This is a genomic window from Roseomonas sp. KE2513, assembly GCF_016107305.1.
GTDB lineage: Bacteria > Pseudomonadota > Alphaproteobacteria > Acetobacterales > Acetobacteraceae > Roseomonas.
In genome coordinates this window covers 1-25600 of sequence record NZ_RCVR01000008.1, presented here as the reverse complement: position 1 = coordinate 25600, position 25600 = coordinate 1, and the positions used below count along the sequence as shown (strand labels likewise).

The window sequence follows — 25600 nt, the reverse complement described above, 5'->3', positions numbered from 1 at the left end:
CCGGATCTACCGCTCGCCCCCCAATGCGCTCTCGTGCCAGCGGCGGAGCAGCACGTGCGAGAGAAGCGACAGCACGAGGAAGATCGCGACGCCCGAGAGCGAGATGAGCGCCAGCGCCGCGAACATCCGGGGGATCTGCAACTGGTATCCCGCCTCCAGGATCCGGTACGCGAGGCCCGAGCTGTTCCCGCCCGTGCCCGCCACGAATTCCGCAACGATGGCACCGATCAGCGACAGCCCGCCCGAGATGCGCAGCCCCGCCAGGAAGAAGGGCAGCGCCGCCGGCAGGCGCAGCTGGAACAGCGTCTGCCAGCGCGAGGCGCCGAGCAGCCGGTAGAGGTCGAGCAGGTTCCGGTCCGTGCTGTTCAGCCCGATCGTCGTGTTCGACACGATGGGAAAGAAGGCGACGATCCAGGCGCAAACGAGCAGCGCCGCCTGCACGTTGTCCACCCAGATGATGATCAGCGGCGCGATGGAGACGACGGGCGTGACCTGCAGCATCACGGCATAGGGAAGGAAGGTCATCTCCACCCAGCGCGACGCGCTGAACAGCATCGCGAGCGCGACGCCCGTGACCACCGCGAGCAACAGCGCCAGCAGCGTGATCCGCAACGTGACCGCGAGCGAGCCGAGCAGCGAGGCCCAGTTCTCCGCCAGCGTCTGCCCGATCGCAACAGGGCCGGGCAGGATATAGGCGGGGACCTCGAAGTGCCGCACCGCAAACTCCCAGGCGCCGAGCGCGAGCAGTCCCATCAGCAGCGGCGCGAGGATGCGCGGCCAGGTGCTCCGGCGCAGCCCGAGCAGCCGCAGCTCGCGCGGCAGAGCGATGCCCTCCGCGCTCATGCCGCCATGGCCCCCTCCAGCGCGCCCGATACGCTGCGGCAGAGCGCGGCATAGGCGGGCGAGGTGCGGAAGGCCTCGTCGCGATGCGAGGACGCATCGAGGCGGATATCGGCGTGCAGCCGCCCCGGCCGCGCCGCCATCACCACGACGCGCTCCGAGAGATAGACGGATTCGAACACCGAATGCGTGACGAACACGGCCGTGAAGCGCCGCAGCCCCCAAAGGCGCAGCAGGTCGTTGTTGAGGCGGAAGCGCGTGATCTCATCCAGCGCGGCGAAGGGCTCGTCCAGTAGCAACACCTCCGGTTCCGTCACCAGAGCGCGCGCGATGGAGACGCGCATCCGCATCCCGCCCGAAAGCTCCCGCGGGTAGCTGCCGGCGGCATCGGCCAGGCCAACGAGCGAGAGCATCTCCCGCGCCCGTCGGTGGCGCTCCGCCTTCGGCACATGCGCGAGGCGCAGCGGCAGCGCCACGTTGTCGAGCGCGCTGCGCCAGGGCATCAGGGTCGGGTCCTGGAAGACGAAGCCGAGGCTCGGCCGCGCCCCGCCGCGCCAGGCGATCCCCCCGGCCGTCGGCGGATCGAGGCCCGCGATCATCCGCAGCAGCGTGCTCTTGCCGCAGCCGGAGGGGCCGAGAAGGCTGACGAAGCCCCCCGCCTCGATCCCGAGGTCCACCCCCGCAACGGCCACCGTCCCGTTTGCGTAGCGCTTGGACACGCCGCGCAACGCCAACAGGGGCGGGCCGGGCGCGCCCTGGTCGTGGGCCGCGCTCATGCGGGGCGGATCGGGATCATGCCGCCTCGCCCTTAGCGGGCCCGGGGTCCTTTCGCCATCCCCTCTGACGGCCGCGAGTGCCGGTCAGTCCATCCGCGCGCCGCTTGCCTTTACCGCCGCCGCCCATTTTCCGCGTTCCGCCGCCACGAAGGCTGCGAATTCCGCGGAACTGTCCAGCGGCACCACCTCCGCCCCGCGGGCGCGGAGGCGGGCAACGACTTCGGGATCGCGCAGGCCGCGGCGATAGGCGGCGTTGATGGCGGTGACAGCCGCTGCCGGGGTGCCGGCGGGCGCGAAGATGCCGTCCCAGGCCGCCACCTCGAAGCCCGGCAGGACGGAGGCGACGGTAGGCAGGTTGCGATGGCTCGGGAGGGGTTCGGCGCTCGTCACGGCCAGGGCGCGCACGGCATTGCCCTCCATCACCGGCGCGGCGGCGGGGATGAGGTCGATACCGAGGTCCACGCGCCCGCCCGCAAGGTCCGTCATCGCGGCCGCATTGCCGCGATAGGGCACGTGGAGGATGTCCACGCCCGCCGCGGCGCGGAACATCTCGGCGGCGATATGCCCCGTCGTGCCGTTCCCGGCCGAGCCGTAACTCAGCTTGCCGGGATTGGCCTTCAGATAGGCGATCAGCTCCGGCAGCGTCTCCACCGGCAGATCCTTGCGGACCACCACGACGAGGGCAATGCGCGTAAGGGCGGCGACGGGGATGAAGTCCGCGTCCGGGCGGAAGGGCAGGCGCGGGTAGAGCGCCTCGTTGATCCCGTGCGTGCCGTTGGTGCCGTAGAACAGCGTGTAGCCATCGGCCGGAGAGCGCGCCGCCGCCTCGGCACCGATATTGCCGCCCGCGCCGGCGCGGTTCTCGATGACGATGGGTTGCGGCAGGTTGGGCTGCGCCGCCAGCGAGGAGAGGCGGGCCAGCGTGTCGCCTCCGCCGCCGGGCGGGAAGGGCACGACAAGGCGGATCGGCCGGTCGGGGTATGACTGCGCAAGCGCGGGCGCGGCGAGCAGAGCTGCCGCGCCGCCAAGAAGGATGCGGCGGGACGTTTCCATTGTTCTTCCTCTTCTTGCCGGCGCTAGACCGGATAGGCTTCCAGCAACTCCACCGGATCCCCATAGGTCTCCGCCATCGCCCGCACCGCGGGGTCACGCAGAGAGAGAAGGTAACCGTCCTCCACCATGGTGCGGTTCCCCGCCATCACCGTGCTGTCGAAGGTGACGAGGTCCATGTGGATATGCGGCTCCTCCCAGTTCGGCATCACGCGCCGCAGGTATTCGGAGGGCTTGAGCGCGTTGATGCCGAAATGCAGCGCGCCCGGGGAGTTGGGGCCGGCGGGATAGATATCGAAGCGCGGCGCCTTCGGGTTGTGGCCGCAGCCCACCTCCTCCAGCGTGCCGCCGATGAGGTAGTCGCGCATGACATCGGCTTCCCAGCCCTCGCCGTGCACCGCATGGACCACGTCATCGCGGAACTCGACGCCCAGCGGTTCCTTGAAGGGCTCGTCGAAGCCGACGGCCCATTGCGGCCAGATCGTGCCGGTCACGCCGATCTTCTCGTCCGGCTGGAGCCCCACCATGTTCGGCTCGAACAGGTTCGGTCCGTGCGTCGGCAGGTAGTGGACGTAGCACCCGTCCTGGTCCGCCACGTTCTGCCCGCGCCAGCGGTTGTGCGCGCGCATCTTCTTCAGCATCGCCTCGCTGAAGGGCACGCGGAAATCGGTGCCGCGCGGGTCGGTGATGCGCAGCGTGAAGTCGCCGGCCTCGGGGAACATGCGGCCCGTCGCACGGATGATCTCGCCCAGCAGTTCCACCGGAAACTGCGCTTGCGGAGTGTGCAGCAGGTCGAGATCGCGGAAGAAGGTGATCTTCACCCAGCGTTGGCCTTTGTTGCGCCGCAGCCCAATGCAGTAGGGGTCGAGCACCGAGGCGAACCAGGTGGAGACGACGAAGGTCGCCCGCTCCAGCAGCAGCTTCGCTTCCTCCGGCACAGTCACGTAGCGCGTGGAATCCCCCATGTAGGAGATGAAGGTCGCGCCCCGCCCGCGCGCCAGGCCTTGCACCGCCTGCACCACGCGCGGGTCGAGCAGCGGGTCCGTCAGCATCACCACGTGGTCGCCCGGGCGGATCGCCATCACCCGGCAGAAGTTGTCCACGCCGCGCATGTACGACGCTGTGTCGGCCACCGGGTGCTGGATCTTCCGGGGCAGGCCCCGTCGGGTGGAGGACGCCATGATGTCCTCGACCCGGTTCTGGAAGGCGGTCATGGCGTCGTCTCCTGTGCTGCTAGAGGCGGAAGGATTCAAGCGAGGCAGGGTGGAACAGCTCCTCCGGCTTCAGCCGGCGAGAGGAGAGCCCCTGGGCGTGATGCGCCTCGAGAAAAACATCCAGGCCCTCGCGGTTGGCCTCGAGCCCGTAGGACCAGAAGTCGTCGCCCATCAGCTGGCGCGCGTGCTGCAGCCGCTCCTCCACGAAGGGAAGCGTGACCTTCGTCGCGGCCGTGTTGGAGAGCCGCGCGAGGGCGAAGGACTTCGCCTCCTCGAAGGCCTTCACCAGCGCGCCCGGCAGGTAGCGGTGCCGCTCGGCCACGTCCTTACGGATGCCCAGCACGTGCATGATCGGGAAGATCTTGTGCTTGCCGTACCACTCGGAGGCGGCGGCCACCGGATCGGCCCAGAGCCGCCCCACCTGCGGGTGCCCGCGGTCGAAGCAGGAGGGCGCGCGCGGGCCGATCACCGCGTCGATCAGCCCGTCCGCCAGAGCGGAGGAGATGGTGGCGCCCGCCGGCAGGCTCTCCAGCCGCACGTTCGCGGGCAGGTTGAGGGCGATCTTCTCCTCGCGCCCGGGATGCTCGTAGCCGCCGCGCACCCAGGTGATATCCTCCGGCCGCACGCCGTATTCCTCGAGGATCACGCGCACCCAGACATTGGCGGTGAGCTGGTATTCCGGCACGCCGACGCGCCGCCCCTTCAGATCCTCGGGCTTCGTGATGCCACGGTCCTTGCGGATATAGACCGAGGTGTGGCGGAAGGCGCGGGAGGGAAAGACGGGTACGGCGATATAGGGGCAGTCCCCGTTCGCCGTCTTCACCGTGTAGGAGGAGAGCGAGATCTCGCAGATGTCGAAATCCGCGTACTTGAACGCGCGGAAGAAGATCTCCTCGGGATCGAGGATCGAGAAGACGGGATCGACGCCATCGATGCGGACATTGCCGTCCACGAGGGGACGGATGCGGTCGTAGTCGCCGATAGCCAGCGAGAGGCGGAGGTCGGACAAGCTTCTGCTCCTGAAAGTTTATCGCCGCAGGCCAGGGCGGCCGGCAGCGCGGTCAGCGCCCTTCAGGCGCGCGGCGCGCTGGCCGCGGCGGCGAGGATGGCCAGGAGATCGTTCTCCGCCGCCGCCGCCGAGGCGTAGCGCGGCTGAGTGGTGACGAGCGGCGCCCCCGCGTCATGCGGGCTGTAGATCTCGAGGTAGTAGTTGCCGCTGCGCTCGTCGCGCACGGGCTCGATGCGGATCAGGGCCATGGGCCTCTCCTCACTCCGGCTGGATGCGGGCGTCGCGGATGATCGCGGCGTTGCGCGCCGCGTCCGCCGCGATCTGGCGCGCGGCCTCGGCCGGGGTCTCGTTGATCGGGGTGCAGCCGATGGCGGCGAGCCGCTGGATCACCTCCGCGTCGCGCAGCGCGGATTGCGCCGCGGCGCAGGCGGCCTCCACCCGCGCCTCCGGCAGGCCCTTGGGGCCCCAGATACCGCACCAGCCCTCGAACAACATCTCCGGCTGCCCCGCCTCCGCCATGGCCGGCGTGTCCGGCATGGAGGAAAGGCGGGCGGGCGCGGTCACGGCATAGGCGCGGAGCTGCCCACCCTGGATCATCGGCAGCACGGCGCCGACGGGGGCGAACATCAGCGGCACGGCGCCCGAGATGACGTCGTTGATGGCCGGTCCCGTGCCCCGGTAGATCACCGTCGTCACCTCCACGCCGAGCCGCTGCCCGAGCGCCGCCGCGCCGAGATGCCCGACCGAGCCGAGCGAGGAGCAGGCGAAGGTGAAGTCGTTCGGCTTCGCCTTCACCGCCGCGAACAGCGCGCGAGGATCGGCGGAACCCGCCGCCTTCGCCCCGCCCACGAGGACGTAGGGAATGCTGACCGTGCGCGTGACGGGGGTGAAGTCCTCCGCCGCGTCGAAGGGCACGCCGCGCTGCACGAGGCGAAGAATCGGGTGGACCTCGTTCGAGTAGAGCAGCGTCGCTCCGTCGGGCGCCGAGCGCGCCACCTCCTGCGCGCCGATCGCACCGCTGGCGCCGGAGCGGTTCTCGATCACGCAGGTCTGGCCCAGCGCCTCGCCCATGCGCGGCGCCATCAGCCGGGCGGTCACGTCGTTCGTCCCACCGGGGGCATAGGGCACGACCAGGCGCACCACGCGGGTCTGCGCGCGCAGGGCACCTGGGACCAGGACCGCGGCGGCGGCAAGACCCAGGGCGGCACGCCGCGTGGGGGCTGCTGGGAACATCGTTTCTCTCCCGGGATTCGTTGCGGGCATCATGGCGTGCCCTGGTGCCGAAGCGCCACCTCCCTTCCCGTCCGCGCGGACTCGAGAAGGGCGAGGCATATCTCGGCCGTGGCCAGGCCCCAGGCGCCATCGTGCAGAGGTGGCGTGGCCTGGAAAATGGCTGCGTGCAGCTCGTCGATCACCTCCGACCGCGGCACGTCCGGCGGCGGCAGCGGCTCGAAGCGGCGCTCGTCGTCCGCGTAGACCGCAACGCCCCTTGGCGTTGGCCGCAGGTCCGCGCGCTCGCAGGAGGCGATGACGAGGCCGAAGTGGTTGTAGGCCGGCGGCGCCGGCATGCTGCGGGCTTCGGCGGCCCCGCTGCCCCGCCCATAGGCGCGGCGCTCCTTCAGCGCCGCCTCCTCCTCGGGCGAGGACACGGTGCGGAGCGCGGCGCGGGCGGTGCCATAGGCGGTGGCGTCGCGCGGGGTGCCCATCTCGCCGATCCAGTCCTGGAACTCGTCCGTGTCAAAATGCCCGTGGCCGTTATAGGTGAGCGTGGCGGAGAGGCCTTCGCCGAAATCGAGCAGCGCGTTGTAGGCGCCCTCGGTCCCGCGCGCGCGGTCCCACACCGTCGCCGCCGCGCGGATAGAGCGGGCGGGGCGGCCGGCCAGCAGCCGCACCACCTCCACCTGGTGCGGCGCCTGGGAGAAGATGGCCCCGCCGCCCTGGGAGGTGTCCAGCTCCTCCGGTCGGCGCGGGCGGTAGAGGTAGTCGGTGAAGTTCACCGCCGTGATCATCCGCACCGCGCCGAAATCCCCGGCCCGGATCATCTCCCGCGCGTGGAGATAGGGCGCGTCGAAGGAGTGGCTGTGACCGACGAGAAGGTGCACGCCCCCCTCCCGCGCGGCCGCGATCATCGCCTGGCAGTCCTCGATCGTCAGCGCCATCGGCTTCTCGACCAGCACGTGCTTGCCGGCGGCGGCGGCGGCGCTGACATGGGCGACGTGGAACCCATGGGGGCTCGCGATATAGACGGCGTCGAGATCGGGATCGGCGCAGAGCGCTTCGACACCGTCATAGACCCGCGCACCGAAATCGTCGGCGAAGCGGGCGCGGGCCTCGGGGCGCGGGTCGGCGGCGGCCACCATCTCGACCCGCGTGTCGCGCGCCAGCGTCGGCAGCATGAGCATGAAGGCGCGGCCGAGCCCCGCCACCCCCAGCCGGATGCGCGGCGCCCCGCTCAAAGCTCGATCACCAGCGTGTCGGTCTTCGCGCGGGAGACGCAGATCATGATCTGTGTTTTCTGCTCGGCCGGCGTCAGCACCATGTCGCGGTGATCCACCTCGCCCTCGAGGTAGCGGGTGCGGCAGGTGCCGCAGGTGCCGCTCTCGCAGGAGGAGGGAAGCTTGCGGCCGTGCAGCCGCAGCACCTCCAGGATCGTCGCCCCGACCGGCACCTCCAACGGCTCGCCCTGCCGCCCGACCTGAACAGTGAAGGGCTTGTCATCCTCGCGCGGGCGGACGAGGTCGGAGCCGAAATCCTCAAAATGCACGCTGTTCTCGGGCCAGTGGCCGGTCATGTCGCGCACGGCATCCATCAGCGGCCGCGGTCCGCAGCAGTAGATGTGCTCCTTCGTCGGCTCCTCGAAGACCGGCCAGAGATCGTAGGCGTTCTCGGGATCGCCCTCGTCGTGGTGGATGACCACGGCGTTGCTGCCGGCGAAGGCGGGATCCGAGATCTCGCCGTGGAAGGCGGTGCCAGCGGTGTGCCGGGTGAGGTAGAAAAGCCGGAAGGGCTTCCCGCCGGTGGCCTTGAGATAGCGGATCATCGCGAGGATCGGCGTGATCCCGATCCCGCCGGCGACGAAGATGTAGCCGGGCGCGCGCGTGTCCAGCTCGAACAGGTTGCGCGGCGCCGAAACCTCCAGCGTATCGCCCGCCGCCACCCCGTCCACCAGGGCCACCGAGCCGCCACGCCCGCGCTCGTCCCGCTTCACCGCAATAACATAGCGGTCGCGCTCGTGCGGATCGTTGCAGAGGGAGTAGTTGCGCATGGCGCCGCCCGGCACGCGCACCGAGAGATGCGCGCCGGGGGTGAAGGGGGGCAGCGGCGCGCCCGCGGGGTCGCGCAGTTCAAACAGGTGAATGCCTTCGGCAGCCGGCTCGGCGCGGGACACGCGCAGCGGCAACAGCTCCCCCTCGGCGGGTGCGTCGGACATGCCCTCTTTTCCTCCAACACCGCGGCCTGGACGTGGCGACACGCTTAGAAGGCTAAGTTTGTCCTGACAAGGGCGGCGCGGAGGGGCCTGAGTATCACGGTTGACGGAGCAGACAGGCGGGCATTTTCGTGTGCACGACGTTTCTCCTTGACCCATTAGGCACTGCGCATAAACTTAGGGCACTAACTATTCGCCGGCCGAGGTCCCGTCCTGGCCATCCTTATGGAGCCCCCGCCCCATGCTGACCGCCGCCGAGAACGAGACCCTTTGCCGCGTCGAGGGCGACGCCCCCATGGGCCGCCTGATGCGCCGCCACTGGGTGCCCGCCCTGCTGTCCGAGCAGGTGGCGGAGCGCGACGGCAAGCCCGCCCGCGTCACCCTCTTCGGCGAGAAGCTCGTCGCCTTTCGCGACAGCGAGGGACGCCTCGGCGTGCTCGGCGAGTTCTGCGCGCATCGCAAGGCCTCGCTTGCCTTCGGCCGTAACGAGAATTGCGGGTTGCGCTGCCTCTATCACGGCTGGAAGTTCGACGTGGAGGGCAACGTCGTGGACATGCCCTCCGAGCCCAAGGAGAGCAGCTTCGCCGAGCGCGTGAAGCAGAAGGCCTATCCCGTGCGCGAGGCCGGCGGCTTCATCTGGGTCTATATGGGCAAGCCCGAGGAGATGCCGGAATTCGAGCAGCCGGCCTGGGCGCCCACGCCCGGTGCCAACGTCTCGGCCATCCGGATCGAGCTGCCCTGCAACTGGGCGCAGATCATGGAGGGGCAGATCGACAGCGCCCACTCCTCCTCGCTCCACTCCTCGGACATGCGGCCCGCGCGCGGCGAGGCGAAGGCGCTCGACACCCACTGGGTGCGCCCCTCCACCGACAAGAACCCGCGCATCCAGGTGCAGGTCACCAACTACGGCATGCGCTACGCCGCGATCCGCCGCCCGATCATGAACGCGGCCACCCAGGACTACGTGCGCATCACCACCTTCGTCGCGCCTTTCACCGCGCTGATCCCACCTAACTCCTCCTACAACGTCGCCAGCGTCATCGTGCCGCGCGACGACCACAGCACCTATTTCCACTTCATCGCCTGGACCGAGGAGGGGCGCCAGAACATCTCGCCCGAGGCCTGGCGCAAGTTCTGCGTGGCCGAGGTGGGCGTGGACGTGGACGCGGAGTTCCGCCCCATGAAGCGCCACGCCTCCAACGACTACCTGCAGGACCGCGAGCTGATGAAGACCGGCGATTCCTTCACGGGCATTCCCGGCATTCCCAACCAGGACATCGCGATGTGGGAGTCGATGGGCCGGATCGCCGACCGCACGAGCGAGCGGCTGGGCGCGAGCGACATCGCGGTGATCCAGTTCCGCCGCATCATGCTCGACGCCGTCGCGCGCCACGAGGCCGGCGCGGCGCCGATCGGGCTCGAGGCGCCGCACCTGCCGGCCTCGAAGCTCCGCTCCTACCAGGGCGTCGTGCCCAAGACCGAGGATTGGCGCACCCTCGGCGCCTCGGAGGAGGAGGCCGCCTACCTCACGGGCATGGAGGAGGAACCCGAGGAGAAGGAGATGGCCCAGGCCGCCGTCGCCTGAGCCCGCCCCCTTCCTCCGCCGCGGCTCGGCTTCCGGTCGCGGCGCCAGCGGCGGAAGGCCGCATCGATCCCCTGCCCTTCGAGCAGAGCGTCGGCTTCCTCGTCCGCGATCTCAACCGCGCCATCCAGCGTCACCTCCAGGCGCGGTTGCAGCCGCACGGGGTGGCGCCGGGGGCCTGGTACTTCCTTCGCGTGCTATGGGAGGAGGACGGGATCACCCAGCGCGACCTCGCCCGCCGCGTCGGCATGATGGAACCAACCGCGGTGATCGCGCTGCGGGGCATCGAGGCCCAGGGCTGGATTCATCGCGTGCGGTCGGAGACGGACAAGCGCAAGGTCCATATCTTCCTCACCCCCGCCGGCCGGGACCTGCGGGAAGTGCTGGTGCCGGAGGCGCACGAGGTGAACGCCCTGGCCACGAGGAACCTGTCTGAGGACGAGGCGCGCATGCTGCGCGCCCTGCTGCGGCGGGCGCGGGCGAACTTTCCGGCACAGGATTAGCGTCGTGTTCCTGGCGCAAGGGGAAGCGTCGCATCACGGAGCTATGACCCCTGCCCATCGCCGCCGCATGGCGCTTTGAAGCGGCAACGCTCCCTGCCGCAGCGTGCCGGCAGGTGGCCGTCAGCCCGCGCGGGCATTCTCTCCGGGCGGTTGCGCGGCCTCTCCCGAGGGTCCACCGTGGGTTGGCATAATCAAGAGATAAGTCCATGCCAGTCCGCCCAGCCCATCTTGCCGCCTCAATGGTGCTGGCAGGAGCACTGGCGAGCGCCCTGCCCGTCGAGGCCGCGCCCTATTCGGCACTCTACGTCTTCGGCGACAGCCTCTCGGACACCGGCAACCTCGCCGAGGTCTTCTACCGCCGGAACCTGCCGAACCCGCCGAGCTACAACAACAGCTTTACCAACGGCCCCGTCGCCGCCCAGCTCCTCGCGAACAGCTATGGCCTGTCGCTCACGCCCTCGCTCTGGGTCACGGGCGGACAGGACGCCTTCAACCTTTTCGGCGGGAGCGCCTACACGCCCGGCACCAACTTCGCCGTCGCCGGCGCCACCGCCGCGGCCAGCGCGGTCGGCGGCCCGCCTGCCATCAACCTGCCGCAGCAGGTGGCGGCCTTCAGCCTCTCCACCGGCTTCGTGGCCGACCCGAACGCGCTCTACCTCGTGGCGATCGGCGGGAACGACATTCGCAACGCCGCGCAGCAGGGCACCGGCGCGGCGGCCGTCACGGCCGGCGTGCAGGCGGAGGTGGCCGCCGTCGGCGCACTCATCGCCGAGGGAGCGCGGAACCTCCTCGTCGTCAACGCGCCGAACATCGGCGCCATTCCGGAATTCGTGCTCGGCAGCCCAGGGCTCGCGCCGGCGGCCACGCTCCTCACCCAGGCCTACAACACGGGCTTGGCCACCGGGCTGGCCGGCCTGCCCCTGCCGCCTGGCACCAGCCTGATCCAGTTCGATCTCGCCAGCTACAACACCTCCCTTCTCGCGAACGGCGCCAGGTACGGCATCACCGACGTGACGAACCCCTGCTACCTCGGCACCCCGCTCTCGGCGGCGACCACGCCGCAATGCGGTTCCGGCGCCGCGAACATCGACAGCCTGGCCTTCTGGGACGCCATCCACCCCACCGCCAAGGTCCATGCCCTCTGGGCGCAGGGATTCGAGAGCGCGCTGGCCGTGAAGGTGCCTGAGCCGTCAAGCCTGGCGCTGCTCGCCACCGGCCTCGTCAGCACCGCCGGCCTCGCCCGGCGCCGCCGGAAGGCCGCCAGGGCTTAGGCGCCAGGAACCTAGGCGTAGGTCAGCGGCCGGCGCCGCGCCGCCAGGGCTTCTATGACCGCCATCTGCCGCGGCAGGCAGATGCGGCGGAGGTCGAAGCGCTTCTCCACCGTCCGCCGCGCCGCCACCCGCAGCGGGGCGTGGCGCGCGGGGTCGGCCAGCGCCTCAGCCATGCGGCGGGCAAGCGCTGGCGCATCGTAGAGGTCGGTCAGCAGCCCGTTCACCCCGTCCTCCACCACCTCCTGCACCGGCGGCGTCGCGGAGCCGAGGATGAGCGCCCCGCAGGCCATCGCCTCCAGCACGCTCCAGGAGAGGACGAAGGGCACCGTCAGGTAGATATGCACGGCCGAGACGCGGAACAGCGCGTGCAGCGCCGGGTGCGGGATGCGGCCGAGGAAGTGCACGCGCGCGGGGTCGAGCGGCCCCACCTCCGCCAGCATCGCCTCCCGCCAGTTCGCGAAGCCCGCGGGCGCGCGGCCGTAGCTCGCCTTGTCGTCCCCCACGATCACGACGCGCGCCCCCGGCCGCGCCGCGAGAAGCGCGGGCAGGGCGCGCATGAAGGTCGGGAAGCCACGATAGGGCTCGAGGCCGCGCGCGACATAGGTCACGACCTCGTCGCCCGGCCGCAGCACCGTGCCGTCCGGCAGGGCGAAGCGCGCCTCCGGATCGGGGCGGCAGACCTCGGTATCGATCCCCTCGTGCACGAGGCTGAGGCGGTTGCGGAACCACTCGGGGAAGCGGTCACGCTGCCAGCGCGTCGGCACCGCGCCCCAGTCCGCCGCCTGCATCGAGGAAAGGAACGGCATGTTCATCGAGCGCACACGCAGCGCGTCCTGCAGCGTGGAGGGCTTGCCGGGCTCGTGCCCGACATCGGCGCCCGTCGCGCTGTAGAAGAACTCCGCGTAGAGCAGCAGCGGCGCCTCGGGGAAGATGTCCTTGAGGAAGATCGTGTCGCCCCAGCCGATGTGGCCGAGCACCACGTCCGGCACGAAGCCGTCGCGCCGCAGATCGAGCCCGAGGCGCGCCGCGCGATCGGCGCGGGCGAGGGCGGCCTGGGTGGGCCGCAGGCGCGGCGGCACCTCCTCGCCGGGCGGAACCGGCGGGTCGTAGACTCGAAGGTCCACCCCTTCAGGCACGGGAAAGGTGCGCGCCCCGATCCCGGCCACACGCGTGCCCGGCCGGGAGGCCAGGAAGGGGAGGATATGCGCGTACTGGCCCGGGAAGTTGGGGTGGACGAGAAGAACCTTCACGCGGCCGTTCCGCCGGGGCCCTGCCCATCACCGCCCTTGACCATGCGCACGCCCGCCTCCCTTGTCGTGCCCGCAGTCTGTCGCGCAGGCCTGCGTGACACAATCGGGGGCACAACCGGGCCATGATGCCCGGGCATGGCCCGCGCGGCGCGGCGCTGACACATTCAGGGCCGATCGGAAGGATTCGCGGAATGCGGCTGCTGGCCCTGGACGGCGCATTGGCGAGCGCCTCGGCGGCGCTCTGGGAGGACGGGACGGTGCTCGCCGCCGCCCGGCGGGAAGGCGCGCGCGGCCAGCCTGCCGCCCTGCCCGCCCTCGCGGCCGAGGTGCTCCCGCCCGGCACGCGCGCGCCCGATGCGGTGGCGGTGGGCGTCGGCCCCGGCGGCTTCACGGGCATCCGCGCCGCCCTCGCGCTCGGGCAGGGCCTCGCGGCCGGCTGGGGCGTGCCCTGCCACGGCGTGACCACCGGGGAGGCGCTGGCGGCCGCGCTGCCGCCCGGGCAGGCCGCAGGGCGTACGGTCTGGTCCGTCACTACTGCCGGCCGCGGCGGCCTCGTTCTCGAACGTCCCGGCGAGGCGCCGCTGCTGCTGGACGAAGCCGCCCTGCCCCTGCCGCCCGGCCCCGTGGTGCTGGTGGGGGACGCCGCGCCCCAGGCCGCGGCCCGGCTGCGCGCGCGGGGGGCGGACGCGCTGCTCTCGAACGGGCGGCTGCCCGATGCGGCCGCCCTTGCCGCCGCCGCCGCCCGCGCCCTGGCGGAGGGCCGCACGCGCCCCGCATCGCCGATCTACGCCGAGCCGCTGGCCCTGCGCCCCGCGCCCGCCAGCCTGTGACAGAGGCCGCGATGGCCCCGCCGCGCCCCGCCGAACCCGTCGAGGCGCCCGTCCTCGCCGTCCTGCATGCCGCGGCCTTCCCGCCGGAGGAGCGCTGGGGCGAATCCGCCATCCGCCTCATGCTGGGTCTTGAGGGTGCCTTCGGCCTGGTGGTGGAAGGCGCGGCCGGGCCAGCGGGCTTCATCCTTGCCCGCGCCGTCGCGGGCGAGGCGGAGATCCTCACCATCGCTGTCGATCCCTCGGCGCAGCGGGGCGGCCTGGGCGCCACCCTGCTGGGCGCCGCGCTGGCCGAGGTTGCCCGGCGCGGCGCAAGCGTCCTCTTCCTGGAGGTCTCCGAGCGCAACGCCCCCGCGCGCGCCCTCTACGCCCGGACGGGGGCCGAGCCGGTCGGCCGGCGTCGTCGTTACTATCCCGACGGCAGCGACGCGCTGGTGTTGCGAATCACCCCCCCTTCCGGATGAGCAGGCGGGCGGCGCCATCCGCCTCCTCCTCCATCCCGAGCACTCGGTGCCCCTGTTCCTCTGCCGTGCGGGGAACGTTGCGCCGCGGCTCGTCCCCGCGCAGCAGCACGAGCAGCACCTCGCCGGCTGCCATGCGGTCGAGAGCGAGGCGAGTGCGGACGAAGGTCATGGGGCAGGAGTCGCGAGTGATGTCGAGCGTGACCGCCACTTCGCAAGTCGCCGCGGCATTTCCACCCGCTTCTGCGCCGATCATTTCTTGCGTCATATCTGTTACCCCAAACCTTTCTCTGTTATGGAAGCCGCGGGCGATGTAGATCAGTTGCGAATCGGGCCACCACAAAGTCCCCGTCTAGTCACAACAGCGCATACCGTTCATCGAACACTGACACGCAGGAGATCGTAATGCCGGACAGCACACCCAATGCCCGGGAAAGCACGGATTCCGGCGTTCTGGGGCTGACGGCGCAGATCGTGGCGGCGCATGTCTCGAACAATCCCGTCCCGCTGACGGAGCTCTCGGGTCTGATCGAGAACGTCCACCGCACCCTGGCCGGGCTCGGCCGGGTGCAGGAGGCTCCGGCGCCCACGCGGCCCGAGCCTGCCGTCGCCGTGAAGAAGAGCGTGACGCCCGAGTATCTCGTATGTCTCGAGGACGGTAAGAAGCTCAAGATGCTGAAGCGGCACCTCAAGACCGCGTACAACATGACGCCCGACCAGTATCGGGAGCGCTGGAACCTTCCGCCCGAATACCCGATGGTCGCGCCCGCCTATGCCGAGCACCGCTCCTCCCTCGCCAAGAAGATCGGCCTCGGCACCCGCCCGCGCTCGATCCGCCGCAGCCGCGGCGCGAAGGAGTAGCGCCGGCGGGAGGGATAGCCGGGAACCGGCGGCGCGCGTTCGTCGGCCGAGGCATCCGGCCCGGCGCACCCTCTCCGCCAGGGTACCGCACCAGGCCACCAGGCGCGGCGCCTCGCCACGGCCTGCGAAGGCCCATCGTTACGGTTCGGCCGCCTCGGCGCGGGCGGGCCGCCCCTGCCCCGTTCGGCGCCGCGTTTGGCGCCGGGCCCCTCGCGGGCTAGTCTCCGCCCGAACGGGATGACCATGGACCACGCCACCGACACCCATACCAAGGCGCCGCACGGCAAGGGCCCGCATGGCGGGGATCCGACCCGGATCGAGCGCCTGTGCATCGAGCGCGGCCTGAAGATGACCGGCCAGCGCCGGCTGATCGCGCGGGTTCTCAGCGAGGCCGAGGACCACCCGGACGTGGAGGAGCTCTACCGCCGCGCCATCGCCCTCGACAGCAAGGTCTCCATCGCCACCGTCTACCGCACGGTCCGGCTGCTGGAGGAGAAGGGCATCCTGGAGCGCCGCGACTTCGGCGGCGGCCGTTCCCGCTACGACCCGGCGGACCGTGGACACCACCATCACCTGATCGACGTGGACACCGGCACCGTCATCGAGTTCGAGGACGAGGAGTTCGAGCGGCTGGTGCAGGGAATTGCCGCCCGCTACGGCTTCACGCTCGTGCAGCAGCGCCTGGAGCTCTTCGGCAAGCGCGCCGCCCCCGTGCCCGAGGGCAAGCGCCGCGCGACCGCCAAGCCCCCCACCGCACCGAAGGACGGGGGATGACAGGCCTCGCCACCGGGCTGGGGGAACTGCGCGCGGGCGCCCTCGGCGTCCGCATCGCGGAGAACGCGGCCGAGGTGGAGGCCGCGCAGGCCCTCCGCTGGCGCGTCTTCTACGAGGAGATGGGCGCCCGCCCGGATCCCGCCACCGCGGCCTCGCGCCTCGACATCGATGCCTACGACCCCGTGGCCGACCACCTGCTCGTTCTCGACCACAACAGGGGCGAGGGCGCGCGGGCGGTGGTCGGCACCTATCGGCTGATCACCCGCGCGGCGGCCGAGCGGGTCGGCGGCTTCTACTCCGCCTCCGAATACGACCTCTCCCCCATCCTCGCGCAGGAGGGTGGGCTGCTGGAACTGGGCCGCTCCTGCGTGGACGAGCGGTACCGCAACCGCGGCACCCTCCAGCTCCTCTGGCAGGGCATCGCCGCCTATGTCTTCCAGCGGCGCATCTCCCTCATGTTCGGCTGCGCCTCCCTGCCCGGCACGGATCCTGACGCGCTGGCGGAATCGCTGAGCTACCTCCACGCCCACCACCTCGCCCCGCCTGCCCTGCGCCCGCGCGCCCTCCCGGGGCTGCGCGTGCCGATGGACCGGGTGGAGGCTGCCTCGATTGACACCCGCCGCGTGCTCGCCGGGCTGCCGCCGCTGGTGAAGGGCTATCTCCGCCTCGGCGGCTTCGTCGGAGACGGCGCTGTCGTGGACCCGCAGTTCAACACCACCGATGTCTGCGTGGTCGTGAAGACCGATCAGGTGACGGCGAAGTACCTCAAGCACTACGAGCGGAAGGTCGGCCAGCAGCCCGACGACGACGCCGCGCCGCCGGAGCTGGGCGCCTGAAGCCAGCCCCCTCCACCATGGACGCCGCGGGGCGAGCGGGCTAACCCGGCGGGATGGACGCCCTGCCCAGCGACCCTGCTCTCGCGCTCGCCCCACCCAGCCGCCTTCGCCGCCGCACTCCCATTCAGTTCCGCCGTGCCGTGCCGGGCGGCCGGGCCTTCGACGTGATGGGGGACCGCCCCCTCGGCGGACGCCTCCGCGCCATACGGCGCCTGCTCCTCGCGGTGCTCTGGACGCTTCTCTGCATGCCCGTTCAGGCAGTGCTGCTGCTGCTGCCGGGGCATGGCAAGGTCGGTTTCGCGCGGCTCTACTGGCGCGTGGCCTGCGCCCTCATCGGCATGCGCGTGCGGGTGGTGGGAGAGCGCGCAGGGCGGCCGCGCACGCTCTATCTCTCCAACCACTCCTCCTGGCTCGACATCCCCGTGCTCGGCGGCGCGCTCGAGGCGGCCTTCGTCTCGAAGGCGGAGATTGGGCGCTGGCCGCTGATCGGGTGGGTGGCGCGCCTGGGCCGCACGGTCTTCGTCTCCCGCTCCCGCCGCCGCACGGGGGACGAGGCGCGGGAGATGCAGGATCGGCTAGCTGCCGGAGATTCCCTCATCCTCTTTCCGGAGGGGACCAGTTCGGACGGCACGCGGGTGCTGCCCTTCCGCTCCTCCTTCCTTGCCGTCGCCGAGAAGGCGGAGACGATCCGCCCCGTCTCCGTCGTCTATGACCGCCTGGGCGGGTTGCCGGCCTGCCGGCGGGATCGGCCAGTCTTCGCCTGGTACGGCAACATGTCCATCGCGCCCCATGCCTGGTGGCTGCTGCGCCACGCCGGGTTGCGGGCCACGATCGTGCTGCACGACCCGCTTCCGCCGGGCGCCATCCCCAACCGCAAGTCACTCGCCGCCGCGACGGAGGCGGTGGTGGCCGAGGGCGCCTCGGCGCTGCGCCAGAATCGCGAGGCGCGGCCGCTGCCGGTGCCCTCGTCGTCACCCACCTCGTCGTGACCCACCTTCCGACTTGACGCGAATCCTCGCTTTCCGCGACCCTCCGCGCATGGACGCGCCCTCCCTGCCGCGCCCGGGTCTTTCTTGACCTCGAAGGCCGCGCGCCGCACATCGCCCCATCCCGAAGCCCCCTCCCACGGTGGGCGCTCGGGGCTAAAGGGGTTTCTCTTCATATGAGCAGTTCCATCGGCCCGGTTCCGGCCGGCGCCCAGACCCCGACAGGGGCCGCCAAGCCCGCGCGCAAGCTCCTGATCCGCACCTGGGGCTGCCAGATGAACGTCTATGACAGCGGGCGCATGGCCGACATCCTCGCCCCCCTCGGCTACGCGCCGACGGAGAGCGCGGAGGAGGCCGACATGGTCATCCTCAACACCTGCCACATCCGCGAGAAGGCGAGCGAGAAGGTCTTCTCCGACCTCGGCCGCCTGCGAGAGACAAAGAAGGCGCGCGCCGCCGAGGGGCGCCAGACCGTCATCGCCGTCGCCGGCTGCGTTGCCCAGGCAGAGGGGACGGAGATCACCGCCCGCGCCCCCTGGGTGGACATCGTCCTCGGCCCGCAAACCTATCACCGTCTGCCGGAGATGGTCGCCCGCGCGTCGCGTGCGGCCGGCGCCGTGATCGAGACGGACTTCCCGGCGGAGGACAAGTTCGACCACCTGCCCGAGGCCCGCGCCACCCAGGGTCCCGTCGCCTTCCTGACCATCCAGGAAGGCTGCGACAAGTTCTGCTCCTTCTGCGTGGTGCCCTATACGCGCGGCGCCGAGTTCTCGCGCCCGCCCGAGGCCATCATCGCCGAGGCCCGGCAGCTCGCGGCCGGCGGCGCGCGGGAGATCGCGCTGCTCGGCCAGAACGTGAATGCCTGGGCCGGAGAAGCACAAAGCGGCGCGAAGTGGCGCCTCGCGCGGCTGCTGCGGGAACTGGCGGAAATCCCGGGCGTTGCCCGTCTGCGCTACACGACGAGTCACCCCCGCGACATGGACGACGACCTCATCGCCGCGCACGGGGACATCCCCGCCCTGATGCCCTACCTGCACCTCCCCGTGCAGTCCGGGTCCGACAGGGTGCTGGCCGCGATGAACCGGGGCCACAAGGCCGACCTCTACCTGCGGCTGGCGGACCGGCTGCGCGAGGCGCGGCCTGACATCGCGCTGACCTCCGACTTCATCGTCGGCCATCCCGGTGAAACGGCCGCCGACTTCGACGCCACCATGCGGCTGGTGGAGCGGGTCGGCTTCGCCGGCGCCTATTCCTTCAAGTATTCCGCCCGCCCCGGCACGCCGGCTGCCGGCCAGCCCAACGCGGTGCCGGAGGCGGAGAAGGACGCACGGCTGCAAACCCTCCAAGGGGTGCTCCGGCAGCAGCAGGATGGATTCAACCGCGCCTGCGTCGGGCGCGTCGTCGATGTCCTGATCACCGGCATGGGGCGGCATCCCGGCCAGGTGGCGGGCCGCAGCCCGTGGCTCCAGCCTGTTCATGCAACAGGCGCAGCCCCGGTGGGCGCGGTGGTTCCGATGCAATTGCGGGCCGCCCACCCCAATTCACTCTCCGCAACCATGGCGCACCAGGAGTCTGCCGCCGCTTGACCCAACTCGCCGCCCCCGCCGCTGGCATCGCCCTGCGGCCCGATCCCCGCGCCCTTCCGCGCAACCCGGCCTTCGCGCCGGATGCCCCGCGGACGGTCACCGTGACCTTCGACGACAACGCGCTCCTGCCGTTGCTCTACGGGGAACACGACCGGCACCTCGCGCGGATCGAGCAGCGATTGGGGGTTCGGATCGCCTCCCGCGGGAATCGAGCGACGATCTCGGGCGGCGCGGAGGGCACGGGCCTCGCGGAATCGGTCCTGCGCGCCCTCTGGCAGCGCCTGGAAAAGGGAGAAGTGACCGGAATGGCCGATGTCGAGGCCGCGCTGCGCATGGCCGACGGCCCCGTGGAGGACCCGCGCCTGCCGCTGGCCGACATGCCCGCCATCCGCACGCGCAAGGGCGCCATCGCGGCCCGCAGCCGCGCCCAGGGCGCCTACATGGACATGCTCCAGCGCCACGAGATGGTCTTCGGCGTCGGCCCGGCCGGCACGGGCAAAACCTACCTCGCCGTCGCCCAGGGCGTGGCCCTGCTGATGGCGAACCAGGTGGACAAGATCATCCTCTCCCGCCCCGCGGTGGAGGCGGGGGAGCGGCTTGGCTTCCTGCCGGGCGACATGAAGGAGAAGGTCGATCCCTATCTCCGCCCGCTCTACGACGCGCTGCACGACATGATGCCGGCGGACCAGGTGGCGCGCCGCCTCGTCTCGGGGGAGATCGAGATCGCGCCGCTCGCCTTCATGCGCGGCCGCACCCTCGCCCACGCCTTCGCCATCCTCGACGAGGCGCAGAACACCACGCCCGCGCAGATGAAGATGTTCCTCACCCGCATGGGCGAGGGCACGCGGATGGTCATCACCGGCGACCCCTCTCAGGTGGACCTGCCGCCGGGGCAGAAGTCGGGGCTGGTCGAGGCCCTTTCCATCCTCGACGGAGTGGAGGGGATCGGCATTACCCGCTTTGCCGAGAACGACGTGGTGCGCCACCCCCTGGTCGGGCGCATCGTCTCGGCCTATGGGCGGGCGGAGCAGGCGGCGGCCGATGGCCGCGCCGCGCGCGCGAGGTTGAAGGAGTAAGGAAGCGGTGGGCAGTCGCCCGCCCGGCGGAGGACCCGCCGGGCCGAACCACCCCGTGCCCGGCGGCCATGCCGCCGGCGCGGAGGACGAAGAATCCCCCGGGGAGTTCCTCTCCGGTTGGGAGCATGACATCGACGTGGTGCTGGAGGATCCCGCCTGGCGGTCCGCCGTGCCGCGCGTCGAGGAGGTGGCGCGCCGCGCCGCCGCCGCCGCCTTCGAGGAGGCCGGCGTCGAGGGCGCCGTGACGGTGCTGCTGACCGGCGACCTCCAGGTGAAGCGCCTGAACGGCGAGCACCGCGGCAAGGTGAAGCCCACCAACGTCCTCTCCTTTCCCCCGCTCCATCCCGGCATGCCCGGGGACGTCGCGCTCGCGCTCGGCACGGTGCGGCGGGAGGCGCGTGCGGCCGGGCGCAGCGTGATGGCCCATCTCTCCCACCTCGTGGCGCACGGGGTGCTGCACCTCACCGGCCACGACCATCTCCGGGCCGGCGAGGCCCGCCGGATGGAGCGGGCGGAGGCGCGCATCATGCGCCGCCTCGCCCTGCCCAATCCCTGGAGGGGCGTGGCATGAGCGAACGGCACGGCCATTCCGAGCGGGCGCAGGAGCGCGCCCAGGAGCGAGCCCAGCGCAACAACATCTTCTGGCGCTTCCAGAGCCTCCTCCGCCGGCGCGAGGCCGAGAGCGTGCGCGACCAGGTGGAAGCCCTGGTGGAGGGCGAGGGCGAGGACGGCGACGCCCCCGAGGCCGACGCGCTGGACGCGAACGAGCGCGTCATCCTCGGCAACGTCCTCAAGCTCCGGAACAAGACCGCGGTGGATGTCATGCTACCGCGCGCCGACATCATCGGCATGCCCTGCGACCTGACGCTGGAGGAGTCGATCCGTCTCATCCAGCGCGAGGGCCACAGCCGCTTCCCGGTTTACCGGGAGAACCTCGACGACATCCGCGGCATGGTCCACATCAAGGACGTCTTCGCCGCTGTCGGCCGGGAGGGCCCGTTCTCGCTCGAGGCGGTGCTCCGCCCCCTGCTGTTCGTGGTGCCCCAGGTGCCCGTGCTGGACCTGCTGCTGCAGATGCGCGAGGCCCGCACCCACATGGCACTGGTGGTGGACGAGTACGGCGGAATCGATGGGCTCGTGACCATCGAGGACCTCGTCGAGACCATCGTCGGTGACATCTCCGACGAGCACGACGAGGAGGCGCCGCCCCAGGCGGTCGAGCGCCCCGACGGTAGCCTCGACCTCGATGCCCGCATGACCATCGAGGCCTTCGAGGCCCGCTACGGCGAGGTGCTGACCAACGAGGAGCGGCACCAGGACATCGACACCGTGGGCGGCCTTGTCTTCACCCTTGCCGGGCGCGTGCCGGCGCGGGGGGAGCTCGTCTCCCACTCCTCGGGCATCGAGTTCCGGGTGCTGGACAGCGATCCCCGGCGGATCCGCCGCCTACGGGTCCGCCGCCCCGCCCCGGCGACCCCCGCCATCGAGATGCCCGGTGCCGGCATCGATTCGGGCGCGACCGCCCCCCAGGCCCCCTCCCAGGCGGCGGAATAGGCGAGATCCCCTTGCAGCGACTGGCCGGCTATCTGGAATCGCGCGCCGGCTGGCGCGCCCTCGCCGCGGCATTCGGCCTCGGCGCCCTCTCCTCCCTGACGATGCCGCCGGTCTTCGCCCTGCCGGTGCTGCTGGTATCCTTCCCCGGCCTGCTCCTCCTCCTCGGCCGGGCCGGAAGCTGGAAGCGGGCGGCCGCGATCGGCTGGGCCTTTGGCTGGGGCATGCACGTCACCGGCCTCTACTGGATCACCTATTCGATCCTGACGGAGGCGGAGCGGCTCTGGTGGCTGGTGCCGCTGGCGGTGCCCCTGCTGGCGCTCTGGATGGGGATCTACACGGCGATCCCCGCGGTGCTCGCGTGGCGGGCGGCGCCGGGATGGCCGCGGGTGCTGGTGCTGGGCGGCGGTTGGGTGCTCGCGGAATTCGTGCGGGGCTGGGCCTTCACCGGCTTCCCCTGGAACTTGCTCGGCACCGCCTGGGCCTTCGCGGCCCTGCCCATCCAGGGCGCCGCCTGGATCGGGGTGCACGGCCTCTCGCTCATGACCGTCCTGCTGGCCTGCACGCCCCTGCTCGGCCGCCGCGCCGTGGCCGGGGGCCTCGTGGCCATGGCGGCCTTCGCCGCCTTCGGGGCGGCCCGCCTCGCGCCCACCGAACCGGCCGCGCTGCCCGTCACCCTCGTGCTCGTCCAGGGCAATGTCGCGCAGGAGGCGAAGTGGCGGGAGGAGACGCGGGTGCCGATCTTCCGCCGTTATCTCGAGCTGAGCGCCGAAGGCGCCCAGGCCGCCCTGCGCGAGCACCCCGGCACGCGCCCCGTGGTCATCTGGCCGGAGACCGCCAGCCCCTTCTTGCTGACCGACGACACGGAGGCCCGCCGCCTTGCCGCCGCCGCCCTGCCGCCGGGCGGGCTCCTGATCGCCGGCACCGTGCGGGCGGAATGGGGGCCGGACCGGCGGCCCTCGAAGCTCTTCAACAGCCTCGTCGCCCTTGGGCCGGACGGGGTGATCGCCGCCACCTACGACAAGTCCCACCTCGTCCCCTTCGGCGAGTACATGCCGCTGTCCGGCCTGTTGCCGATCCGGGTCATCCGGGGCGGGGTGGACTTCGGGGCAGGGCCGGGCCCCGTCGCGCTGGCGCTGCCAGGCCTTCCTGCAGCCGGGCCTCTTATCTGCTACGAGGTGATCTTCCCCGGCGAGGTCGTCGGGGCGGAACGCCCGGGATGGTTGTTGAACATTACGAACGACGCCTGGTTCGGCATATCGGCCGGGCCGCACCAGCACCTCGCGGCCGCCCGGTTGCGGGCAGTGGAGGAGGGACTACCGCTCGCGCGCGCCGCGCAAACGGGTATTTCCGCGGCCTTCGATTCGCGCGGGCGGGAGCTGTCGAGTCTCGGATTAGGCGAGACAGGCTTCCTCCTTTCGCCTCTTCCCGCCGCAGGCGAGCGGACGCCTTTCTCCCGCTTCGGTCTCCTGATCCCGGCGCTTCTCGCAGCCATAGCCATGGTTTCAGGCCTTCTGCGCACGAAATCGCGTCGCAACGAACCGGTGGAGAGCACCGTTCACGGCAGCTGAGCGGCCTGAAAGGGCATGTCGCAATAATTGGAATTCTCGAAAGAGTTGACAAATCGTTAGCGTCGGTTCAAAGTCGTTTCGATCGTTGCAGGGTTCTATGAGGGGCGCGGACGGGCCGTGTACCGCTCATGGTGTGCAAGACGTGCGCCGCCCCCTGATGTTCGCAAAGAGGAGTGGCGCGTATGGCTGGTGAGGAGTCGCTTGATCGAGTTGAGAAAGCCGAGCACCGTCCCAGCCCCATCGACGTGCATGTGGGCAGCCGTGTTCGGCTGAGGCGCACTCTCCTGGGGATGAGCCAGGAGAAGCTGGGCGAGGCCCTCGGCCTGACCTTCCAGCAGGTCCAGAAATACGAGCGCGGCGTGAACCGCATCGGCGCAAGCCGTCTTTTCGACCTCGGCCGCGTGCTCGACGTGCCTATCGGCTTCTTCTTCGACGACATGCCGGACAGCATGAGCGGCGCCACGACCGGCATCCGCTCCCGCCTGGCCGGCTTTGCCGAAAGCCAGGAAGGCTTCGAGGACGACACGATGCATCGGCGCGAGACACTTGAGCTGGTGCGCGCCTACTACCGCATCACCGAGCCGAGCGTGCGCAAGCGCGTCTTCGACCTTATCAAGAGCCTTGCCCCGACCGAGTAGGAAGGCGCTGGCGGGCCTGCGGCGGGGAGGAAGAGGATCTTCCCCTCCCCGTCCAGCCCCAGCACTATCCACCGCTTCGGGTTAGGAATTGGTTTACGGCCTGGGCAGGTCGACAGATTGTCGAAGACAGCCGCCTGCCAGGCGACTTTCGGATCGGGGCCTCAGTCCAGCCCGGCGCGGGTCTGCGGGTTGTCGAAGACCGGGTTACGATAGTTCCGCAGGGCTGTCGTCAGCGCCTCGGCCAGGCTGGTCTTCTCCGGTTCATGCAGGAAGTGCCCGATCTCGGTCGACCGGCCGCGCGCTGCCAGCCGCAACTCGCTCACCCGCCCCGGCCGTTCGGTGAGCGCCACCCGTGCCCAGTAGGCGTCGAACTCCACTGCTTTTTGCCGCCCCCTGCGGTCCGTCCGGTCCACTCGGACCCGCCCGTCCGCCAGCGTGATCCGCTCCGCGATCCGGTTCGACCAGCGCCGGTGCGCGCGCAGCATGCCGATCACGAGCACCACCTCCCCGCCCATGAAGCCGGCCACGGGCCAGGCCCCGAGCGACCAGAAGAGGATCGTCAGCCCGCCCGAAGCGAGCATCACCAGCCCCGCGATCACCCGCAGCCCGGCCGCGCTGCCGGACTGGTGGGGAACGGTTAGGGCCTCGAAAAGCGGGGCGTCCTGACCTGTCGTCATCCTCGGCAACATAGGGTGCATGCGCGCGGATTTCCGCCGGAAAGCGGTTCCGGGCTATGGACGATCGCGTGAGCCGCACCCCCTCCCCGCCCCGCATCCCCGCCGCCGCCGCCAAGTCCGCCGCCCCGCTGCACGGCACGGCCGCCAAGCCCCGTCGCGCCCGGCGGATGTCGGCCACGCAGGCCGCCCTCTTCATCCGCGCCCTGGCGACGGCGAATCCAGAGCCGGAGCCGGAACTCGAATACCGCGACCCCTTCACCCTGCTCGTCGCCGTCGTCCTCTCGGCACAGACGACGGACCTCGCGGTGAACAAGGCCACCGCCACCCTTTTCGCGGAGGCACCGCACCCGGCCGCGATGGCTGCCCTCGGGCCTGAGGGTATCGCGCGCCACATCCGGCGGATCGGGCTGTGGCAGGCCAAGGCGAAGAACGTGGCGGCGCTATCCGCCCTTCTGCTGGAGCGCCACGGTGGTGTGGTGCCGAGGGAGCGCGCAGCGCTGGAGGCTCTGCCCGGCGTGGGCCGCAAGACCGCCAATGTCGTCCTCAACGTCGCTTTCGGCGAGAGTGCCATGGCGGTGGACACGCACATCTTCCGCCTTGGCAACCGAACCGGCCTCGCGCCCGGGGATACGCCGCGGGCGGTGGAGGACGGGCTGGTGAAGCGCTGCCCGCCCGAACTCCTGCGGGATGCCCATCACTGGCTCATCCTGCACGGCCGCTACGTCTGCAAGGCACGTCGCCCCGAGTGCTGGCACTGCGTGGCGCGCGAGTTCTGCAACTACCCCGACAAGGTGGCGGGGCCGAGCGGCGGCTGAACTCAGGCCGGCGGCTTCG

28 protein-coding genes are annotated in these 25600 nt (G+C 71.1%); 16 read left to right on the top strand and 12 right to left on the bottom strand.

Annotation, left to right across the window (positions count from 1 at the left end):
* Window positions 1–6: 6 nt before the first annotated feature.
* From D9599_RS10045 to D9599_RS10005, 9 genes are all read right to left on the bottom strand, one after another.
* The gene (locus D9599_RS10045; protein ID WP_198381098.1) at window positions 7–843 is read right to left on the bottom strand and encodes an ABC transporter permease; all 837 of its coding nucleotides are present in this window, start codon (window positions 841–843) and stop codon (window positions 7–9) included.
* The gene (locus tag D9599_RS10040; RefSeq protein ID WP_198381097.1) at window positions 840–1616 is read right to left on the bottom strand and encodes an ABC transporter ATP-binding protein; all 777 of its coding nucleotides are present in this window, start codon (window positions 1614–1616) and stop codon (window positions 840–842) included. The genes D9599_RS10045 and D9599_RS10040 overlap by 4 nt, the downstream gene beginning before the upstream one ends.
* A gap of 84 nt (window positions 1617–1700) precedes the next feature.
* A complete protein-coding gene (locus D9599_RS10035) occupies window positions 1701–2669 on the bottom strand; it encodes a tripartite tricarboxylate transporter substrate binding protein (RefSeq protein WP_198381096.1) in 969 nt (322 codons plus the stop codon).
* 23 nt (window positions 2670–2692) lie between these two features.
* Window positions 2693–3880 carry a hypothetical protein gene (locus tag D9599_RS10030; protein WP_198381095.1) on the bottom strand — a complete coding sequence of 396 codons (1188 nt, stop codon included), beginning with the start codon at window positions 3878–3880 and terminating at the stop codon, window positions 2693–2695.
* Window positions 3881–3899: 19 nt separating this feature from the next.
* On the bottom strand, window positions 3900–4889 hold the full coding sequence (locus D9599_RS10025) for an ABC transporter substrate-binding protein (protein WP_198381094.1): 990 nt from the start codon (window positions 4887–4889) through the stop codon (window positions 3900–3902).
* 62 nt (window positions 4890–4951) lie between these two features.
* On the bottom strand, window positions 4952–5137 hold the full coding sequence (locus tag D9599_RS10020) for a hypothetical protein (protein WP_043830588.1): 186 nt from the start codon (window positions 5135–5137) through the stop codon (window positions 4952–4954).
* Window positions 5138–5147: 10 nt separating this feature from the next.
* The gene (locus D9599_RS10015) at window positions 5148–6122 is read right to left on the bottom strand and encodes a tripartite tricarboxylate transporter substrate binding protein (protein WP_198381093.1); all 975 of its coding nucleotides are present in this window, start codon (window positions 6120–6122) and stop codon (window positions 5148–5150) included.
* A 29-nt stretch (window positions 6123–6151) separates the two neighbouring features.
* Window positions 6152–7345, bottom strand: a complete 1194-nt coding sequence (locus D9599_RS10010) for a Gfo/Idh/MocA family protein (protein ID WP_232480344.1) — start codon at window positions 7343–7345, stop codon at window positions 6152–6154.
* Window positions 7342–8319: a PDR/VanB family oxidoreductase gene (locus D9599_RS10005; protein ID WP_198381092.1), complete on the bottom strand. Its 978-nt coding sequence runs from the start codon at window positions 8317–8319 to the stop codon at window positions 7342–7344. Before D9599_RS10005 ends, D9599_RS10010 begins: the two co-directional genes overlap by 4 nt.
* 238 nt (window positions 8320–8557) lie before the next feature.
* Between D9599_RS10005 and D9599_RS10000 the strand changes: the two genes are divergently transcribed.
* From D9599_RS10000 to D9599_RS09990, 3 genes are all read left to right on the top strand, one after another.
* Window positions 8558–9901, top strand: coding sequence for a Rieske 2Fe-2S domain-containing protein (locus D9599_RS10000; protein WP_198381091.1), 1344 nt, complete (start codon window positions 8558–8560; stop codon window positions 9899–9901).
* A 146-nt stretch (window positions 9902–10047) separates the two neighbouring features.
* On the top strand, window positions 10048–10401 hold the full coding sequence (locus D9599_RS09995; protein WP_198381090.1) for a MarR family winged helix-turn-helix transcriptional regulator: 354 nt from the start codon (window positions 10048–10050) through the stop codon (window positions 10399–10401).
* Window positions 10402–10607: 206 nt separating this feature from the next.
* Window positions 10608–11672, top strand: coding sequence for an SGNH/GDSL hydrolase family protein (locus tag D9599_RS09990; RefSeq protein WP_198381089.1), 1065 nt, complete (start codon window positions 10608–10610; stop codon window positions 11670–11672).
* An 11-nt stretch (window positions 11673–11683) separates the two neighbouring features.
* Here the strand turns inward: D9599_RS09990 and D9599_RS09985 are convergent, their stop codons facing one another.
* Window positions 11684–12922 carry a glycosyltransferase gene (locus D9599_RS09985; protein ID WP_198381088.1) on the bottom strand — a complete coding sequence of 413 codons (1239 nt, stop codon included), beginning with the start codon at window positions 12920–12922 and terminating at the stop codon, window positions 11684–11686.
* A gap of 191 nt (window positions 12923–13113) precedes the next feature.
* On the opposite strand from D9599_RS09985, the gene tsaB reads away from it, so the two are divergent.
* Both tsaB and D9599_RS09975 read left to right on the top strand, forming a co-directional pair.
* Window positions 13114–13752, top strand: coding sequence for a tRNA (adenosine(37)-N6)-threonylcarbamoyltransferase complex dimerization subunit type 1 TsaB (tsaB, locus tag D9599_RS09980; protein ID WP_198381087.1), 639 nt, complete (start codon window positions 13114–13116; stop codon window positions 13750–13752).
* Between the two features lie 11 nt (window positions 13753–13763).
* Entirely contained in the window at window positions 13764–14213 is a 450-nt protein-coding gene (locus D9599_RS09975) for a GNAT family N-acetyltransferase (RefSeq protein WP_198381086.1), read from the top strand.
* On the opposite strand, the gene D9599_RS09970 is transcribed toward D9599_RS09975, so the two are convergent.
* Window positions 14194–14466: a sulfurtransferase TusA family protein gene (locus tag D9599_RS09970; RefSeq protein ID WP_198381277.1), complete on the bottom strand. Its 273-nt coding sequence runs from the start codon at window positions 14464–14466 to the stop codon at window positions 14194–14196. The genes D9599_RS09975 and D9599_RS09970 overlap by 20 nt on opposite strands.
* 149 nt (window positions 14467–14615) lie before the next feature.
* Here D9599_RS09970 and D9599_RS09965 point away from each other — a divergent pair, with 149 nt between their 5' ends.
* The 10 genes from D9599_RS09965 (at window position 14616) to D9599_RS09920 (ending at window position 24089) form a co-directional block, all read left to right on the top strand.
* A complete protein-coding gene (locus D9599_RS09965) occupies window positions 14616–15071 on the top strand; it encodes a MucR family transcriptional regulator (protein WP_198381085.1) in 456 nt (151 codons plus the stop codon).
* 243 nt (window positions 15072–15314) lie between these two features.
* Complete coding sequence (locus tag D9599_RS09960) at window positions 15315–15845, top strand: Fur family transcriptional regulator (RefSeq protein ID WP_198381084.1); 531 nt, start codon at window positions 15315–15317, stop codon at window positions 15843–15845.
* Window positions 15842–16681, top strand: a complete 840-nt coding sequence (locus D9599_RS09955) for a GNAT family N-acetyltransferase (protein WP_198381083.1) — start codon at window positions 15842–15844, stop codon at window positions 16679–16681. The genes D9599_RS09960 and D9599_RS09955 overlap by 4 nt, the downstream gene beginning before the upstream one ends.
* Before the next feature lie 53 nt (window positions 16682–16734).
* Window positions 16735–17670: a 1-acyl-sn-glycerol-3-phosphate acyltransferase gene (locus D9599_RS09950; RefSeq protein WP_198381082.1), complete on the top strand. Its 936-nt coding sequence runs from the start codon at window positions 16735–16737 to the stop codon at window positions 17668–17670.
* A gap of 173 nt (window positions 17671–17843) precedes the next feature.
* Window positions 17844–19253: a tRNA (N6-isopentenyl adenosine(37)-C2)-methylthiotransferase MiaB gene (miaB, locus tag D9599_RS09945; RefSeq protein WP_198381081.1), complete on the top strand. Its 1410-nt coding sequence runs from the start codon at window positions 17844–17846 to the stop codon at window positions 19251–19253.
* Between the two features lie 32 nt (window positions 19254–19285).
* Entirely contained in the window at window positions 19286–20329 is a 1044-nt protein-coding gene (locus D9599_RS09940) for a PhoH family protein (RefSeq protein WP_198381276.1), read from the top strand.
* A 7-nt stretch (window positions 20330–20336) separates the two neighbouring features.
* Complete coding sequence (gene ybeY, locus D9599_RS09935; RefSeq protein WP_309228596.1) at window positions 20337–20900, top strand: rRNA maturation RNase YbeY; 564 nt, start codon at window positions 20337–20339, stop codon at window positions 20898–20900.
* Window positions 20897–21883: a hemolysin family protein gene (locus D9599_RS09930; RefSeq protein ID WP_198381080.1), complete on the top strand. Its 987-nt coding sequence runs from the start codon at window positions 20897–20899 to the stop codon at window positions 21881–21883. The genes ybeY and D9599_RS09930 overlap by 4 nt, the downstream gene beginning before the upstream one ends.
* Before the next feature lie 11 nt (window positions 21884–21894).
* Window positions 21895–23451: an apolipoprotein N-acyltransferase gene (lnt, locus tag D9599_RS09925; RefSeq protein ID WP_232480343.1), complete on the top strand. Its 1557-nt coding sequence runs from the start codon at window positions 21895–21897 to the stop codon at window positions 23449–23451.
* A 182-nt stretch (window positions 23452–23633) separates the two neighbouring features.
* Window positions 23634–24089, top strand: coding sequence for a helix-turn-helix domain-containing protein (locus tag D9599_RS09920; protein WP_043830561.1), 456 nt, complete (start codon window positions 23634–23636; stop codon window positions 24087–24089).
* Between the two features lie 161 nt (window positions 24090–24250).
* On the opposite strand, the gene D9599_RS09915 is transcribed toward D9599_RS09920, so the two are convergent.
* A complete protein-coding gene (locus D9599_RS09915) occupies window positions 24251–24766 on the bottom strand; it encodes a DUF2244 domain-containing protein (RefSeq protein ID WP_198381079.1) in 516 nt (171 codons plus the stop codon).
* Between the two features lie 167 nt (window positions 24767–24933).
* Between D9599_RS09915 and nth the strand changes: the two genes are divergently transcribed.
* Window positions 24934–25581, top strand: a complete 648-nt coding sequence (nth, locus tag D9599_RS09910; protein ID WP_198381274.1) for an endonuclease III — start codon at window positions 24934–24936, stop codon at window positions 25579–25581.
* The last annotated feature ends 19 nt before the right edge of the window (window positions 25582–25600 follow it).